Origin of the sequence: Streptomyces sp. NPDC097595 (genome assembly GCF_044761525.1) — a bacterium.
In the GTDB taxonomy this organism is placed as follows: Bacteria; Actinomycetota; Actinomycetes; order Streptomycetales; family Streptomycetaceae; genus Streptomyces; species Streptomyces drozdowiczii_A.
On the sequence record NZ_JBIWCN010000021.1, the window covers coordinates 24701 to 39924 of the forward strand.

Here is a 15224-nt window from a genome sequence, read left to right on the forward strand (position 1 = left end):
GGAGGCATGCCCCCTTCCGTACGGGCCGCCGCCCGCCGCCGTATCCCGCCCCGCGCACCCTGGATCTCCATGCCGACACCCGACGAGCCCGCCCGCACCGCCCGCCGCCCCCTGGGGCGCGGACCGGGGGCGGGGGGCGTGCCCGTCGAGCCGCCCGCGCCGGAGGAGCCACCCGAGCCGGCTGAGGCCCCCGAAGCGGCACCCGCCCCCGACGACGGCCGCTTCACCGTGCGCCTCGCGAACTTCGAGGGCCCCTTCGACCTGCTCCTCCAGCTGATCTCCAAGCACAAGCTGGATGTGACCGAGGTCGCCCTGTCCAAGGTCACCGACGAGTTCATGGCCCACATCCGGGCGATGGGCCCCGACTGGGACCTGGACCAGACGACCGAGTTCCTGGTGGTCGCCGCGACCCTCCTCGATCTGAAGGCCGCCCGGCTGCTCCCCGCCGCGGAGGTGGAGGACGAGGCGGACCTCGCGCTGCTGGAGGCCAGGGACCTGCTCTTCGCGCGGCTCCTCCAGTACCGCGCGTACAAGCGCGTCGCCGACATCTTCAGCGGCCGGCTCGACGCGGAGAGCCGCCGCTACCCCCGTACCGTCGGCCTCGAACCGCACCACGCCGCACTGCTGCCGGACGTCGTCATCAGCATCGGCGCCGAGGGCTTCGCCAGGCTGGCCGTGAAGGCGATGCAGCCGAAGCCCGCGCCGCAGGTGTACGTCGACCACATCCACGCCCCCCTGGTCAGCGTGCGCGAGCAGGCTGGCATCGTGATCGCCCGGGTCCGCGAGGCCGGCGAGATGAGCTTCCGGGCGCTGACCGAGGACGCGCCGGACACCCTCACCGTCGTCGCCCGCTTCCTCGCCCTGCTGGAGCTGTACCGGGAGAAGGCGGTCGCCCTGGACCAGGACGTGGCGCTCGGCGAGCTGATGGTGCGCTGGGCCGGTGAGGCGGGGGCCGAGCCCGTCGTGACGGACGAATTCGACCAGGAGGCGCCGGACGCCTCCGCAACCCCCGAGGAGACGCCATGACGGACCCCACCGGCTCCGCGGTCGCGGACCTCGACCTCAAGCCCGCCCTGGAGGCCGTCCTCATGGTCGTGGACGAGCCCGCCACCGAGGAGCACCTGGCCAAGGTCCTTGAGCGCCCCCGGCGGGCCGTGGCCGCCGCGCTGCGGGAGCTGGCCGACGAGTACACCGTGCAGCGGCGCGGCTTCGACCTCCGGCTCGTCGCGGGCGGCTGGCGGTTCTACACCCGGCCCGAGTACGCGGCGGCGGTCGAGGGCTTCGTCCTGGACGGCCAGCACGCCCGGCTGACCCAGGCCGCCCTGGAGACCCTGGCGGTCGTCGCGTACCGGCAGCCGGTGAGCCGGTCGCGGGTCTCGGCGGTGCGCGGGGTGAACTGTGACGGGGTCATGCGGACCCTGCTCCAGAGGGGCCTGGTCGAGGAGGCGGGCACGGAACCCGAAACAGGTGCGATCCTGTACAGGACGACGAACTACTTTCTGGAGCGGATGGGCCTGCGTGGCCTGGATGAGCTCCCGGAGCTCGCGCCCTTCCTCCCCGAGGCGGACGCGATCGAGGCCGAGACGCCAGAGGGTGTGCCGTCGTTCGATCCGGACGCACCGGACACCCCGGAAACTCACGCAGACGACAAGACGGACTTTTGATGCGAAGCAGTGGCAGGAACAGCGGAAGCGGCGGCGGCAGGAGCGGCGGCAGCGGCGGGGGCCGGAGCGGCAGGAACAACAGCGGCACCGGCAGGAACAGCAACCCGAACGCGCGGACCCCCCGCTCCGAGCGCGAGGACCGCCGGAACGAGGAGCGCCCCCGCAAGCCCAGGCCCGAGGAGCGCCGCTACGACGTGGGCTCCGACAAGCCCGGCGCCGACGGCGGTGCCCGCAAGGGGCGCGGCGCGGCGGCCCGGGGCGGCGCCAAGGGCGGCCCGAAGAGCCCGCAGGGCGGCGGCGCGAAGGGCGGCGCCCGGCGCGGCCCGTACGGCGCCCCGGCGCGCCCGCGCGAGCTGGACGCCAAGATCGAGCAGCGCAACCGCGACCGGTACGCGAACAAGCCCGAGATCAAGACCCCCAAGACGCACCCGGGCGCCGAGCAGGAGGGCGAGCGGCTGCAGAAGATCCTGGCCCGCGCCGGCATGGGCTCGCGCCGCGCCTGCGAGGAGCTGATCGAGCAGAGCAGGGTCGAGGTCAACGGCGAGATCGTCGTCGAGCAGGGCATGCGCGTCGACGTGCACAAGGACGAGATCAAGGTCGACGGGCTGACCGTCGCCACCCAGTCCTACCTGTTCTTCGCGCTGAACAAGCCGGCCGGTGTCGTCGCCTCCATGGAGGACCCGGACGGGCGCCAGTGCCTCGGCGACTACGTCACCAACCGCGAGACGCGGCTCTTCCACGTCGGCCGGCTGGACACCGAGACCGAGGGCATCATCATGCTCACCAACCACGGCGAGCTGGCCCACCGTCTCACCCACCCCAAGTACGGCGTGAAGAAGACGTACCTGGCGGCCATCCAGGGCCCCCTCCCGCGCGACCTGGGCAAGCGGCTCAAGGACGGCATCCAGCTGGAGGACGGCTACGCCCGCGCCGACCACTTCCGCGTCGTGGAGAACACCGGCAAGAACTACCTGGTCGAGGTGACCCTGCACGAGGGCCGCAAGCACATCGTGCGCCGCATGCTGGCCGAGGCGGGCTTCCCCGTCGACCGGCTCGTGCGCACCGGCTTCGGCCCGATCGCGCTGGGCGACCAGAAGTCGGGCTGGCTGCGCCGGCTGACCAACACCGAGGTGGGCATGCTGATGCGCGAGGTCGGCCTGTAGCCCGTCCCCGTAAGCAGCACGCGAAGGCCCGCGGCCGGTTCCCCGGAATTTTCCGGAGGGGAACCGGCCGCGGGCCTTTCGCATGCCCGGCCGAGCCTTTATAGTCATACTGACCATTAAGGAGGCGGGCGTGAGTCTCGCGGACATACTCGATCCCCTGCAGCAGCCCCTGGTGACGGTCCTGGACACCCCGGTCAGCTGGACCGAGGTGCTGGGCTTCGGCAGCGGCGCGCTGTGCGTCTGGCTCGTGGCCCGCCAGCACCTCGCCAACTGGCCGATCGGCATCGCCAACAACCTCTTCTTCATCCTGCTGTTCACCCAGTCCGGCCTGTACGCCGACGCCGGACTCCAGATCGTCTTCATCGCCCTCGCCGCGTACGGCTGGTGGACCTGGACCCACGGGGGTGGACCAGGGACGGATCTGCCGGTGCGGCGCACCACGCGCACCGAGTGGACCTGGCTGCTCGCGGCGGGGGCGGTGGGGACCGCGGCGCTGACGGTCCTGCTGGACCGGGCGACCGACTCGACCGTGCCGTTCTGGGACGCGCTGACCACCGCGCTCTCGCTCGCCGCCACCTACGGGCAGTGCCGCAAGCTGGTCGAGTCCTGGTGGCTGTGGATCGCCGCCGACCTCGTGTACATCCCGCTGTACGCGTACAAGGAGCTGTACCTGACCTCGCTGCTGTACATCGGCTTCCTGACGCTGTGCCTGATCGGCCTGCGCAACTGGCGCCGCGACCTCACCGCATCCACCCCGCGACCTGCGGAGACCCTGGCATGAAGCGCTACCCGCACGGACTCGTGCTCGGCAAGTTCTACCCGCCGCACGCCGGCCACCACCACCTCGTCCGCACCGCCGCCGCCCGCTGCGACCGGCTCACCGTCCTCGTCTGCGCCGCCTCGGTGGAGTCCGTCCCGCTCGCCGACCGGGTCGCCTGGATGCGCGAGGCGCACCCCGACGTGACGGTGGTCGGCGCCGTCGATGACACCCGCATGGACCTCCACGACCCGGCGATCTGGGACGCCCACATGGCCGTCTTCACCGCCGCGGTGCCCGAGCGCGTGGACGCCGTCTTCACCTCGGAGTCGTACGGGGACGAACTGGCCCGCCGCTTCGGCGCCGAGTCCGTCCGCGTCGACCCCGACCGCACCGCGTACCCCGTCTCCGGCACCGCCGTCCGCGCGGACCCGGCCGGCTGCTGGGGCTTCCTCGAAGCGCCGGTGCGGGCGGCGCTCGCCCGCCGCGTCGTCGTCCTCGGCGCGGAGTCCACCGGCACCACCACGCTGGCCCGCGCGCTCGCCGCCCACTACCGGCAGCGCGGCGGGATCTGGGCGCACACGGGGTACGTGGCCGAGTACGGGCGCGAGTTCAGCGAACGGAGACTGGCCGAGCTGCGCGAGCGGTGGCCCCGGGCCCAGTGGGAGGACGTCACCCTCGCCACCCACGACTTCCCGCACATCGCCGAGGTCCAGAACGCCCGCGAGGAGGAGGCCGCCCGCACCGGTTCCCCGGTGCTCTTCTGCGACACGGACTCCTTCGCGACGACCGTCTGGCACGAGCGGTACGTGGGCGGGCGCAACCCCCTCGTCGAGCGCGTCGCGGACCGGGCCCGCCACCACCTCTGGCTGCTCACCGACCACGAGGGCGTCGCCTTCGAGGACGACGGGCTGCGCGACGGCGAGGAGCTGCGGCCCTGGATGACCGACCGCTTCCGGGCCGAGCTCACCCGTACCGGCCGGACCTTCATCGAGGTGACCGGCAGCCGTGAGACGCGCCTGGCCCGCGCGGTCGAGGCCGTCGACGCGCTGCTCGCCGAGGGCTGGGACTTCGCCGCGCCCCTCCCGGAGCACCGATGAGCGCCGCCGCCCCCGAGGGCTACGACCCGAGCGCCTTCGAGCCGTTCGCGGTCACCGTGGACCTGGCGGTCTTCACGGTCCGCGCCTCCCGGCTGCACGTCCTGCTGGTCGAACGCGGCGCGGAACCGTACAAGGGCCACTGGGCGCTCCCCGGCGGCTTCCTGCTGCCCCGCGAGTCCGCCGGGGCCGCCGCGCGCCGCGAGCTGGCCGAGGAGACCGGGCTGAGCGACGACACCGTCTCCGGCCTCCACCTGGAGCAGCTGCGCACCTACAGCGACCCGGACCGCGACCCCCGGATGCGCGTCGTCTCCGTCGCCCACACCGCCCTCGTCCCGGACCTGCCCGAGCCGCGCGGCGGCGGTGACGCGGCGGGGGCGCGGTGGTGGGACGCGGCCCGGACGGGCCCGCTCGCCTTCGACCACGACCGCATCCTCGCGGACGCCCGCGACCGGGTCGGCGCCAAGCTGGAGTACACCTGCCTGGCCACCGCGTTCTGCCCGCCGCATTTCACCCTGGGCGAGCTGCAACAGGTCTACGAGACGGTCTGGGGCGTCGAGCTCGACCGCCCCAACTTCCGCCGCAAGGTCCTCGCGACCCCGGACTTCGTGCAGCCCGCCGAAGGCGCCCCCCGCCGCACCGGCGGCCGCGGCAAACCGGCCGCCCTCTACCGCGCGGGCGACGCCACCGCACTGCACCCCCCGCTCCTGCGACCGGAAGGACGCCCAGCATGACCACGACCCGTACGAAGAGGGCCGCGACCGGCGCGCTGCTCGGGCTCGCGCCGATGGCTGCCGTCGGCATGCAGGGGGGCCCGCAGGAGCCGGGGGTCCTCTGGGACGCTTGAGCCATGCCTCGCAACGCCTCAACCCTCCACGACGCCGGGCTGCCGGTCACCGACCTCGGCCCGGTCCTCGCCGGCGAACGTCACCCGCTGCTGTTCGCCACGGTCTCCGGGGCGCACCTGTACGGCTTCCCGTCCCGGGATTCGGACGTTGACATGCGCGGGGTGCATCTGCTGCCTGCGGAGGACCTCGTCGGGCTGCGGGAGCCCGAGGAGACCCGTACGCGGATGTGGGACCGGGACGGGGTGGAGATGGACCTCGTCACGCACGACCTGCGCAAGTTCGTCCGGCTGATGCTGAAGCCCAACGGCTACGTGCTGGAACAGCTGCTCTCGCCGCTCATCGTGCACACCACCCCGCTGCACGCCGAGCTGGTGGCCCTCGCCCCGCAGGTGCTCACCCGCAACCACGCCCACCACTACCGGGGGTTCGCCAACACGCAGTGGCGGCTCTTCGAGCGCACCGGTGAGCTCAAGCCGCTGCTGTACACCTTCCGGGCGCTGCTCACCGGGTATCCATCTGATGCGCAGCGGTGAGGTGCTGGCCCACCTGCCGACGCTCCTCGCGCGGGTGGACGCTCCCGGCTACCTGCCCGGCCTCATCGCGGCCAAGGCGGAGGCCGAGCACGGGGGAGCGGACGGTGTGGACGCGGCGGCCGTGGGCCGGGACGTCGCGGCGCTGCACGGGGTGCTCGACGCGGCGCAGGAGGCGTCGGAGCTTCCGGACGGGGCGGGCGGCTACGACGCGCTCCACGACCTCGTGGTGCGGGCCCGGCTCTCAGAGCGCTGAGGCCGCCGCCGATGTCCGGCGGGTGCGGACGAGGAAGTCCTCGACGCGCGCCCGGTCGGGCTCCGGCGGCAGGGGAGAGGTGGGCGCCGCCTCGTCGTTCTCGGTGGCGAGGCGGGTCATGCGGCGTTCGACCTCCGGCCAGGGGACCTCGCCGCGCCTGACCGCGAGGAGGGCCTCGCGGGCCTCGCCCACCTCGATCGTCAGTTCGCCGGTGCGGAGCAGGTCCCGGCAGCTCGCCAGCAGGCGCAGCAGGTGCATGGCGTGCTTCCAGCGCGGGGCGCCGTGGAGGCGGACGTCCGCCTCCAGCTTGCGGCGCTGGGCCAGGGCATAGCGTACGAACGAGTCGTGCGCCCGGCGGGAGAGGAAGGCGCCGCGAAGGGCCAGCAGCTCCCGGCCGGTGTCGTCCACGTAATCGACGAGCGGCGAGTGCAGGCACTCCAGCACATTCGGGTTGGCGCGCAGGGCCAGCTCGCAGAAGCGTTCCAGCTCCCAGGAGAACTGCTCGTCCGCCGGGCCCTCGATGTGCGTGGGCGGCTTCTCGAAGCGCCAGAACAGCGGGGTCGGTGCCAGGAACACGCCCCGCCGGTCGGTGTCGCTGTCCTCCGTGGCGAGACCGAAGGCGCGCGACCCCATCACACAGGAGTACACCGTGTGGCGGCGCACCAGGTCCTCGTCGGTCGGCGTGATCATGCCGGGAGGCTACGCGAGGACCGGGCGTGGGCGCGTCTCATAAATAGGGCGGGCGGGCACGGGACCCCGCCGCCCCTCTACGCTGATCTCCTGAGCACGAAGCGGTACGGAACGAGCGAGGAGCACGACGTGGCGGTACGAGCGGTCCGGGGCGCCGTCCAGCTGGACCGGGACGAGACCGGGCACCTGCACGAGCGGGTCGGTGCCCTGCTCACCGCCGTGCTGGAGCGCAACGAACTCGTCGCGGACGACCTCATCAGCATCTGGTTCACGGCCACGCCCGACCTGCACAGCGACTTCCCGGCCGCCGCCGCGCGCTCCCTCGGGATCACCGACGTACCGCTGATCTGCGCCCAGGAACTGGACATCGAGGGCGCCATGCCCCGGGTGGTCCGCGTCCTGGCGCACGTAGAGACCTATCTGTCCAAGGCCGAGATCAACCACGTCTACCTCGGCGCCACCGCCGCCCTGCGCAAGGACATCGCCCAGTGAGAACTGCCGTCGTCATCGGTACCGGCCTCGTCGGGACCTCCGCGGCCCTCGCCCTCGCGGGCCGGGGCGTCACCGTCCACCTGGTCGACCACGACCCCGAGTCCGCCAGGACCGCCGCCGCGCTCGGCGCCGGTACGGACGAGCCCCCCGAGGGCCGCGTCGACCTGGCGGTCGTCGCCGTCCCGCCGGCCCACACCGCGACCGTGCTCGCCGCCGCCATGCGCGACGGGGTCGCCCGGGGCTACCTCGACGTCGCCAGCGTCAAGGGCGGCCCGCGCCGCGAGCTGGAGGCGCTGGGCACCGACCTCACCCCGTACATCGGCACGCACCCCATGGCCGGCAAGGAGCGCTCCGGGCCGCTCGCCGCGACCGCCGACCTCTTCGAGGGGCGGCCCTGGGTGCTCACCCCGACCCGGGACACCGACACCGAGGTGCTGAACCTCGCCCTGGAGCTGGTCGCGCTCTGCCGGGCCGTCCCGGTCGTCATGGACGCCGACGCCCACGACCGGGCCGTCGCGCTCGTCTCGCACACCCCGCAGCTGATCTCCTCGATGGTCGCGGCGCGCCTGGAGGACGCCGACGAGAGCGCGGTGCGGCTGTGCGGGCAGGGGATCAGGGACGTGACCCGGATCGCGGCCTCGGACCCGCGCATGTGGGTCGAGATCCTGTCCGCCAACCCCGGCCCCGTCGCCGACGTCCTCGCGGGCGTCGCCGCCGACCTGGAGGAGACGGTGACCGCGCTGCGCGGGCTCCAGTCCGCCGACGAGGAGAAGCGGCGCGCGGGCACCGAGGGCATCCGCTCCGTCCTGAGCCGGGGCAACGCGGGCCGCGTCCGGGTGCCCGGCAAGCACGGCGCCGCCCCGGCCTCGTACGAGACGGTCGCCGTCCTGATCAGCGACCGGCCCGGCGAGCTGGCCGCCATCTTCGCCGACGCGGGCCGGTCCGGGGTCAACATCGAGGACGTCCGCATCGAGCACGCCAGCGGCCAGCAGGCCGGTCTCGTCCAGCTCATGGTCGAACCCAGCGCCGCCCCCGTCCTGGCGGCGGCCCTCCGCGAGCGGGGCTGGTCCATCCGTCAGTAGGACCGTGGGAGACTAGGCCCTTTCCTTTGGACCAGGCCGGGCTCGCGGGGCCTGGCACCGCACCTCGCGGCGTTGTCGTCAATCACCAACGCTCCTTCCCCAAGCTCTCAACTCCGTTCGAGCAGGGGAGACCCCATCTGCCTCAATCCTCCGCCTTGCGATGCACGGCACCAGGCCCCGCTCCCTGATCCGGCCTGATCCAAAGGAAAGGACCTAACCGGTCGCACACTTGTCCACAGGGGTGACCGGACCCCTCCCCGCACTCGGTAACCTTGTGCGGGGCGGGTTCACGCGTCCCGCCCAGCCCGCCCCGAGCACCAGGAAGGTGTCCACCACCGTGGAAACCGTAAGCGCCGCCGTCCGGACCGCCCCGGCCGCAGTGATCGTCGCCATCGACGGCCCCTCCGGCACCGGCAAGTCCAGCACCTCCAAGGCCGTCGCCGCCCAGCTCGGCCTCAGCTACCTGGACACCGGCGCCCAGTACCGCGCCATCACCTGGTGGATGCTGAACAACGGCATCGACGTGCACGATGCCGCGCAGGTCGCCACCGCCGCCGCCAAGCCCGTCATCGTCTCCGGCACCGACCCGGCCGCCCCGACGATCACCGTCGACGGCGAGGACGCCTCCGGCCCGATCCGCACCCAGGCGGTCACCTCCAAGGTCAGCGCCGTGAGCGCCGTCCCCGAGGTGCGCACCCTGATCACCGAGCTCCAGCGCACCATCGCCGCCGAGGCCGAGAAGGGCATCGTGGTCGAGGGTCGCGACATCGGCACCACCGTGCTGCCGGACGCCGACATCAAGATCTTCCTCACCGCGTCGCCGGAGGCCCGCGCCGCCCGCCGCAGCGGCGAGGTCAAGGGCTCCGATCTCGCCGCCACCAAGGAGGCGCTGATCAAGCGGGACGCGGCCGACTCCGGCCGCAAGACCTCCCCGCTCGCCAAGGCGGCCGACGCGGTCGAGGTGGACACCACCGAGCTGACGCTCCAGCAGGTCATCGAGTGCGTCGTCACCCTCGTCGGGGAGAAGCGGGCCGCGAAGTGACCGACGCCACGAGCGCGCCCTCGCCGCGTGGTGCGGCGGTCGGGCGCGGCATCGGGATCGGGCTGATGTACGGGCTCTTCAGGCCCCGCGTCCTCGGTGCCTGGCGGGTCCCGGCCGCCGGACCCGTCATACTCGCGGTGAACCACTCGCACAACATCGACGGGCCGATGCTGATGGGCACCGCGCCCCGGCCCGTCCACTTCCTGATCAAGAAAGAGGCGTTCGTCGGCCCCCTGGACCCGTTCCTGCGCGGAATCGGGCAGCTGGAGGTGGACCGTACGACCGCCGACCGCACCGCCATCACCCGCGCGCTCGGCGTGCTGGAGGACGGCGGAGTGCTCGGGATCTTCCCCGAGGGCACCAGGGGCGAAGGAGACTTCGCCTCGCTGCGTGCCGGGCTCGCGTACTTCGCGGTGCGGAGCGGGGCGCCGATCGTCCCCGTGGCCGTCCTGGGAAGCACCGAGCGCCGCGGACGGTTGATATCGGCACTGCCTCCGCTGCGCAGCCGCGTGGACGTCGTCTTCGGAGAAGCCTTCGAGGCGGGCGACGGGAGCGGCAGGCGTACGCGCAAGGCGCTGGACGAGGCCACGCTGCGCATCCAGGCCCGGCTGACCGGCCACCTGGAGCACGCCGGGCGCCTCACCGGGCGCACCGGGTAAGACTTGAGTAGTGGAGCGCGCGCTGCGCGGTCCATCGATGATGATGCAAAGAGGAACGGACTTCATGAACGACCAGATTCACTCCGGCGGCTCGGACCACGAGCACGGAGAGCTTGGCGATGCCGAGTACGCGGAGTTCATGGAGCTCGCCGCGCAGGAAGGGTTCGACCCCGAGGAGGTCGAGGGCGCGCTCGGTGAGGCCGGTCACGGACCGCTCCCCGTCCTCGCCGTCGTCGGCCGGCCCAACGTCGGCAAGTCGACCCTGGTGAACCGGATCATCGGCCGCCGCGAGGCCGTCGTCCAGGACAAGCCGGGCGTCACCCGCGACCGCGTCACCTACGAGGCCGAGTGGGCCGGCCGCCGCTTCAAGGTCGTCGACACCGGCGGCTGGGAGCAGGACGTCCTCGGCCTGGACGCCTCCGTCGCCGCCCAGGCGGAGTACGCGATCGAGACGGCCGACGCGGTCGTCTTCGTGGTGGACTCCACCGTCGGCGCCACCGACACCGACGAGGCCGTCGTCAAGCTGCTGCGCCGGGCCGGCAAGCCCGTCGTGCTCTGCGCCAACAAGGTCGACGGGCAGAGCGGCGAGGCGGACGCCACCGCCCTGTGGTCGCTCGGTCTCGGCCAGCCGCACCCGGTCTCCTCGCTGCACGGCCGCGGCACCGGCGACATGCTCGACGCCGTCCTGGAGGCCCTGCCCGAGGCCCCGCCGCAGTCCTTCGGCACGGCCGTCGGCGGCCCGCGCCGCATCGCGCTCATCGGCCGCCCGAACGTCGGCAAGTCCTCGCTGCTGAACCAGGTGGCCAAGGAGGACCGCGTCGTCGTCAACGAGTTGGCCGGCACCACCCGTGACCCGGTGGACGAGCTCATCGAGCTGGGCGGCGTCACCTGGAAGTTCATCGACACGGCCGGCATCCGCCGCCGCGTCCACCTCCAGGAGGGCGCGGACTACTACGCCTCGCTGCGTACCGCCGCCGCCCTGGAGAAGGCCGAGGTCGCGGTCATCCTGATCGACTCCAGCGAGACGATCAGCGTCCAGGACCAGCGCATCGTCACCATGGCCGTGGAGGCGGGCCGCGCCGTCGTGCTCGCCTTCAACAAGTGGGACACGCTGGACGAGGAGCGCCGCTACTACCTGGAGCGCGAGATCGAGACGGAGCTCGCGCAGGTCGCGTGGGCCCCCCGGGTCAACGTCTCGGCCCGCACCGGCCGCCACATGGAGAAGCTGGTCCCGGCGATCGAGACCGCGATCGACGGCTGGGAGACCCGCGTCCCGACCGGCCGGCTCAACGCCTTCCTGGGCGAGATCGTCGCCGCCCACCCGCACCCGGTCCGGGGCGGCAAGCAGCCCCGCATCCTGTTCGGCACCCAGGCCGGCACCAAGCCGCCGCGCTTCGTGCTCTTCTCCTCCGGCTTCCTGGAGCACGGCTACCGGCGCTTCGTGGAGCGCCGCCTGCGCGAGGAGTTCGGCTTCGAGGGCACCCCGATCCACATCTCGGTCCGGGTCCGCGAGAAGCGGGGCCGCAAGAAGTAACCCCTGCCGTACGACGCAGCCCCGGAGCGCTCGATCACCGAGCGGTCCGGGGCTGCGTCGTACGTACGGGAGGTCAGGCGTCCCGTGAGCCGGGCGGCAGGGCCGCGGGCCGGGTGCGCCCCGCGTGCCGGCCCACCCGCTGCCAGCCGCCGAGGCTCCCGGAGCGGCCGCCCGTGCCGGAGCGGTCGCCCGCCGCCGTCGCCGTACCGCCGGGCGAGGAGTGGCCCGAGTGGCCGCGCAGCGGGGCGCGTGAGCCGAAGAGGCCGAGGCCGAGCGCCTGGAGGCCGAGACTCTCCTCGCCGGTCCGGTCACCCGGCAACGCCCGGAACGAGCGGCGGTACTCGGAGTACAGCGCGTCGTAGATCGGGGTGTGGGACGGGCCGCCCGAGGGGTCCTGCGCGGGACGCATCGCAGGGATCGGGCTCGGACGCTGGTGGGAGGGGTCGTATGAGTGCACGTAGGTGCCAACGACCTCGTCGGCCGTCGGATGCGGGCCCGCCGGAGAAACACCCGTCGGAAAGACAACTGTTCGCCGCCGGCGCTCCGGATGCGCGGTCACCGTCAGGTCCCGGCCAGCGGCATGGCGGCGGCGACCAGCAGCCCGGCGGCCGACGCCTTCTCCAGCGCGTCGCGCAGCAGGTCCTCGCGGGGCTGCTGGCCGATGGAGCCCGCCGGGGCGGCGTAGACCAGCACGGTCTGCGACTTGTTGGCGGCGGTCCGCCAGCCCTCGGTGACCTGGAGCGGCGCGTGCGCCTGCCACCAGGCGACCGGGGTGCCGCCCCCCGTACCGGGCTGGAGCACGGCGTGCAGCTGGCCCATGGCGAGCAGGATCGACCAGCCGTGCAGCACCTCCGGCACCTGCTCCATGCGGTGGACCGGCTGGAAGCCCTGCTCCAGGAGGAGCTGGAGGAACTGGTCGCCGTCCCGGCCGTCCGTCCCGGGGCGGGCGATCGCGCCGGTCGGCTCGACGACCAGGGCCGGGTGCAGCTCGTCGTCGATCAGGACGAGGCCGCTGGTGATGCCGAGGACGGCCTGCTCGGGGACGATCCGCTCCGGCTCGCCCCCGTCGCCGGCGGTGATGCTGCGGACGGCGCCCTGGAGCTGCTCCTCGGCGACCTGGACGACCTGCGAGGGGATGCAGCTGGCGTGGGCGAAGGCGAGCACGGCGGTCTCGTCGCCGACGAACAGCACCGTGCTGGTGCGCTCCTGCTCGGAGTCGCCGGGGGTGCGGCAGGAGGTGCAGTCGTAACTGCCCGGGGCGTTGTCGCCGACGAGCAGCCGATCGGCTTCGGCGTCGCCGATCTCGGCGCGTACGTCCTCGCTGACGTCGAGCATGCGCGGCACGGGTGGCTCCTCGAACTCGGTACGTGCGCCGGGCGGTTCCCGGCTCAGAGATGACAACGGGCGAGCCGCTGCCGGGGTCACGCGGGAAGCCGTACGGAATCGGGCCCGGGCGCGCCGGGAGGGCGGGGGGCCGGCCGACAAAGGGGGAGGAAACCGCCCGCGCGGACGGGCGTGGAGGGGCGTGCGCGGGGTGGGCGCGGGGTGCGGACGGCTCCCCGGCCGCGCGCCGGAATGCGCGGAACCGGGTTGTCCGCTATACGGTCCGCCGACCACGGGAGGGCCCGTCCGATGGTATGTCTGTCGGTCCCGGGGATAAGGGTGCGATAAGGGAGGGTGAATTACCGGCGAAGCCCGCCTTTGCGGAACGTTTTCCCGCCAGGAATTCGGCCTCGCCCCCGGGTGGAAATCCCCGCCGTTTTCCCGCCGGTCGGAAGATCGTCCATGGGCCTGTGCGATTACTGTGCGTCCGGTTGTGAATCGCACGTTCGGGTGAAGGGGGTCACGGGGAACACGTGTCGGGATCCTGTGACACAAGTGTGACCGGTGAGGGACGTGAGGATGCCGTGGGCCCGCGCGCGGCCCCCGCTACCGCCTCCGCACCCGGGCGCCTACGGTGAGAGGTATGGCACCCATACCGACTCCTCCCGCCCAGCCCGACGACGCCACCGGCGCTTATGTGGGGCTCTCCGCAGAGACCGCCGAGCAGCGGGCCCGGGAGCACGGCTGGTCCACCGTGCGGGCCCTGGCGCCGGGCACGGTCATCACCATGGAGTTCCAGGCCGGCCGGATCAACTTCGAGGTCGACGGCGGCGTCGTCAGGCGCTGCTGGACCGGCTGAGACCCCCGGTGTACGCGAGAGGGGCCCCGACCACGTCCGGTCGGGGCCCCTCTCGCGTACACCGGGATCAGCCGCCGGCGACCGGCCGGGCCGGAGCCGTGCCCCCGCGCGGCGCGCGGTCCGCGTGCGGCGGGCGCCGGCTGCCGGCCGGCGTCACCGGCGACCGCTCGGAGCGCACCGCGTGGGCCGCGGCCGGCGCCGGATGGGCGCGCGGGCGGCCGCTCGCGGCCGGAGGCCGCCCGGTCTGGCCGCGCCCCGGGCCCTGCGCCGCCGGCTCCTCGGCGGGCGGCTGTGCGGCGGGCTGCGCGGACGGCTGTGCGGTCGGTACGGGCGCCGGGGCGTCGGCGACGGGCGCCGGAGCCACGGGGCGGCTGCCGGGGGCGCCGAGCCGGGCACGGGCGGCGAAGATCCAGTCCTCGGCGCGGGTGATCAGCGGCTCCACCCAGGGCAGGCCGAGCAGGATCAGCAGGCCCGCCGCCCAGCCGAGGAGCACATCGCTCAGCCAGTGCGTACCGAGGTAGACCGTCGTCAGGCCGACGCCGAGCGAGACGATCGCGGACATGGCCGACAGATAGCGCCTGGCCCTCGGGGTGGCGGCCAGGTAGGCGAGGATGCCCCAGGTCACGACCGCGTTGGCGGTGTGGCCGGAGGGAAATATATCGCCGCCGGCGAAGAGCTCGGCCGATCCGATCCTGGTCGCGTAGTGCGGGCCGAGCCGGCCGAGGCCGATCTTGACCGCGCCCACCGTCAGGTTGAGCAGCAGCAGCGAGGCGCCGAGCGTCAGCAGCGGACGCAGGGTGTGCTGCCGCCAGGAGCGCCAGCCGAGCCAGCAGGCGACCATGACCGCGGTGGGCCCGCGCTGGCCGAGGACCACGTAGTAGTCGAGGGCGGCGTGGATTTCGGGCCACTGCTGGTAGGGCCGGAAGAGCATGACCTTCCAGTCCAGGGCCACCAGCCAGGACGACATGAGCACGGCAACGACGATGGCCAGATAGAACGCCAACGTCCCGCCGAAGAGAGCGATGCGGTGACGGCTCATCCGCGGTGTCTCTATCTTCGGCGGTTCCGGCTCCCGGTCCAGCCGGGCGAAGATGTCGGTACGCACCCAATCGACGTTACAGCGAGTGAGTGGGCGCGCCTGTCGATCCGGGCGCTTTGTGATGACGATGTGATGTGGAGTATGTCTCAGCCGCCGGGTTTTTCCAGGGTGCCTGAATAACTCCCCTAT

16 protein-coding genes and 1 pseudogene are annotated in these 15224 nt (G+C 73.0%); 13 read left to right on the plus strand and 4 right to left on the minus strand.

What is annotated here, in order from left to right; genetic code table 11:
* Positions 1 to 69: 69 nt before the first annotated feature.
* From ACIQZN_RS28030 to ACIQZN_RS28060, 7 genes and pseudogenes are all read left to right on the plus strand, one after another.
* On the plus strand, positions 70 to 1026 hold the full coding sequence (locus ACIQZN_RS28030; RefSeq protein ID WP_403999422.1) for a segregation and condensation protein A: 957 nt from the start codon (positions 70 to 72) through the stop codon (positions 1024 to 1026).
* Complete coding sequence (scpB, locus tag ACIQZN_RS28035; protein ID WP_403999424.1) at positions 1023 to 1664, plus strand: SMC-Scp complex subunit ScpB; 642 nt, start codon at positions 1023 to 1025, stop codon at positions 1662 to 1664. Before ACIQZN_RS28030 ends, scpB begins: the two co-directional genes overlap by 4 nt.
* The gene (locus ACIQZN_RS28040; protein WP_403999427.1) at positions 1664 to 2827 is read left to right on the plus strand and encodes a pseudouridine synthase; all 1164 of its coding nucleotides are present in this window, start codon (positions 1664 to 1666) and stop codon (positions 2825 to 2827) included. The genes scpB and ACIQZN_RS28040 overlap by 1 nt, the downstream gene beginning before the upstream one ends.
* Positions 2828 to 2957: 130 nt before the next feature.
* The gene (pnuC, locus tag ACIQZN_RS28045; protein ID WP_403999430.1) at positions 2958 to 3608 is read left to right on the plus strand and encodes a nicotinamide riboside transporter PnuC; all 651 of its coding nucleotides are present in this window, start codon (positions 2958 to 2960) and stop codon (positions 3606 to 3608) included.
* Positions 3605 to 4684, plus strand: a complete 1080-nt coding sequence (locus ACIQZN_RS28050; protein ID WP_403999432.1) for an AAA family ATPase — start codon at positions 3605 to 3607, stop codon at positions 4682 to 4684. Before pnuC ends, ACIQZN_RS28050 begins: the two co-directional genes overlap by 4 nt.
* Positions 4681 to 5415 (plus strand): NUDIX hydrolase, encoded by a 735-nt coding sequence (locus tag ACIQZN_RS28055; RefSeq protein ID WP_403999434.1) that lies wholly within the window; start codon positions 4681 to 4683, stop codon positions 5413 to 5415. The genes ACIQZN_RS28050 and ACIQZN_RS28055 overlap by 4 nt, the downstream gene beginning before the upstream one ends.
* 116 nt (positions 5416 to 5531) lie before the next feature.
* Positions 5532 to 6315, plus strand: a pseudogene (locus tag ACIQZN_RS28060) (DNA polymerase beta superfamily protein).
* On the opposite strand, the gene ACIQZN_RS28065 reads toward ACIQZN_RS28060, so the two are convergent.
* Entirely contained in the window at positions 6304 to 7005 is a 702-nt protein-coding gene (locus tag ACIQZN_RS28065; protein WP_403999437.1) for a DNA polymerase beta superfamily protein, read from the minus strand. The pseudogene ACIQZN_RS28060 and the gene ACIQZN_RS28065 overlap by 12 nt on opposite strands.
* Positions 7006 to 7134: 129 nt before the next feature.
* On the opposite strand from ACIQZN_RS28065, the gene aroH reads away from it, so the two are divergent.
* The 5 genes from aroH (at position 7135) to der (ending at position 11814) form a co-directional block, all read left to right on the plus strand.
* The gene (gene aroH, locus ACIQZN_RS28070; protein WP_376457408.1) at positions 7135 to 7497 is read left to right on the plus strand and encodes a chorismate mutase; all 363 of its coding nucleotides are present in this window, start codon (positions 7135 to 7137) and stop codon (positions 7495 to 7497) included.
* Positions 7494 to 8579, plus strand: coding sequence for a prephenate dehydrogenase (locus tag ACIQZN_RS28075; RefSeq protein ID WP_403999441.1), 1086 nt, complete (start codon positions 7494 to 7496; stop codon positions 8577 to 8579). The genes aroH and ACIQZN_RS28075 overlap by 4 nt, the downstream gene beginning before the upstream one ends.
* A 325-nt stretch (positions 8580 to 8904) precedes the next feature.
* The gene (gene cmk / locus ACIQZN_RS28080) at positions 8905 to 9621 is read left to right on the plus strand and encodes a (d)CMP kinase (RefSeq protein WP_403999444.1); all 717 of its coding nucleotides are present in this window, start codon (positions 8905 to 8907) and stop codon (positions 9619 to 9621) included.
* The gene (locus ACIQZN_RS28085) at positions 9618 to 10280 is read left to right on the plus strand and encodes a lysophospholipid acyltransferase family protein (protein WP_403999447.1); all 663 of its coding nucleotides are present in this window, start codon (positions 9618 to 9620) and stop codon (positions 10278 to 10280) included. Before cmk ends, ACIQZN_RS28085 begins: the two co-directional genes overlap by 4 nt.
* Before the next feature lie 64 nt (positions 10281 to 10344).
* Positions 10345 to 11814, plus strand: a complete 1470-nt coding sequence (gene der, locus ACIQZN_RS28090) for a ribosome biogenesis GTPase Der (protein WP_403999450.1) — start codon at positions 10345 to 10347, stop codon at positions 11812 to 11814.
* 73 nt (positions 11815 to 11887) lie between these two features.
* Here der and ACIQZN_RS28095 read toward each other — a convergent pair whose 3' ends face one another.
* Positions 11888 to 12223 (minus strand): hypothetical protein, encoded by a 336-nt coding sequence (locus tag ACIQZN_RS28095; RefSeq protein ID WP_403999453.1) that lies wholly within the window; start codon positions 12221 to 12223, stop codon positions 11888 to 11890.
* 152 nt (positions 12224 to 12375) lie between these two features.
* On the minus strand, positions 12376 to 13158 hold the full coding sequence (locus ACIQZN_RS28100; RefSeq protein ID WP_403999456.1) for a hypothetical protein: 783 nt from the start codon (positions 13156 to 13158) through the stop codon (positions 12376 to 12378).
* A gap of 622 nt (positions 13159 to 13780) precedes the next feature.
* On the opposite strand from ACIQZN_RS28100, the gene ACIQZN_RS28105 reads away from it, so the two are divergent.
* Positions 13781 to 13996, plus strand: coding sequence for an I78 family peptidase inhibitor (locus ACIQZN_RS28105; protein ID WP_403999459.1), 216 nt, complete (start codon positions 13781 to 13783; stop codon positions 13994 to 13996).
* A 67-nt stretch (positions 13997 to 14063) separates the two neighbouring features.
* Here the strand turns inward: ACIQZN_RS28105 and ACIQZN_RS28110 are convergent, their stop codons facing one another.
* Complete coding sequence (locus ACIQZN_RS28110) at positions 14064 to 15101, minus strand: phosphatase PAP2 family protein (protein ID WP_403999462.1); 1038 nt, start codon at positions 15099 to 15101, stop codon at positions 14064 to 14066.
* Positions 15102 to 15224: the final 123 nt, after the last annotated feature.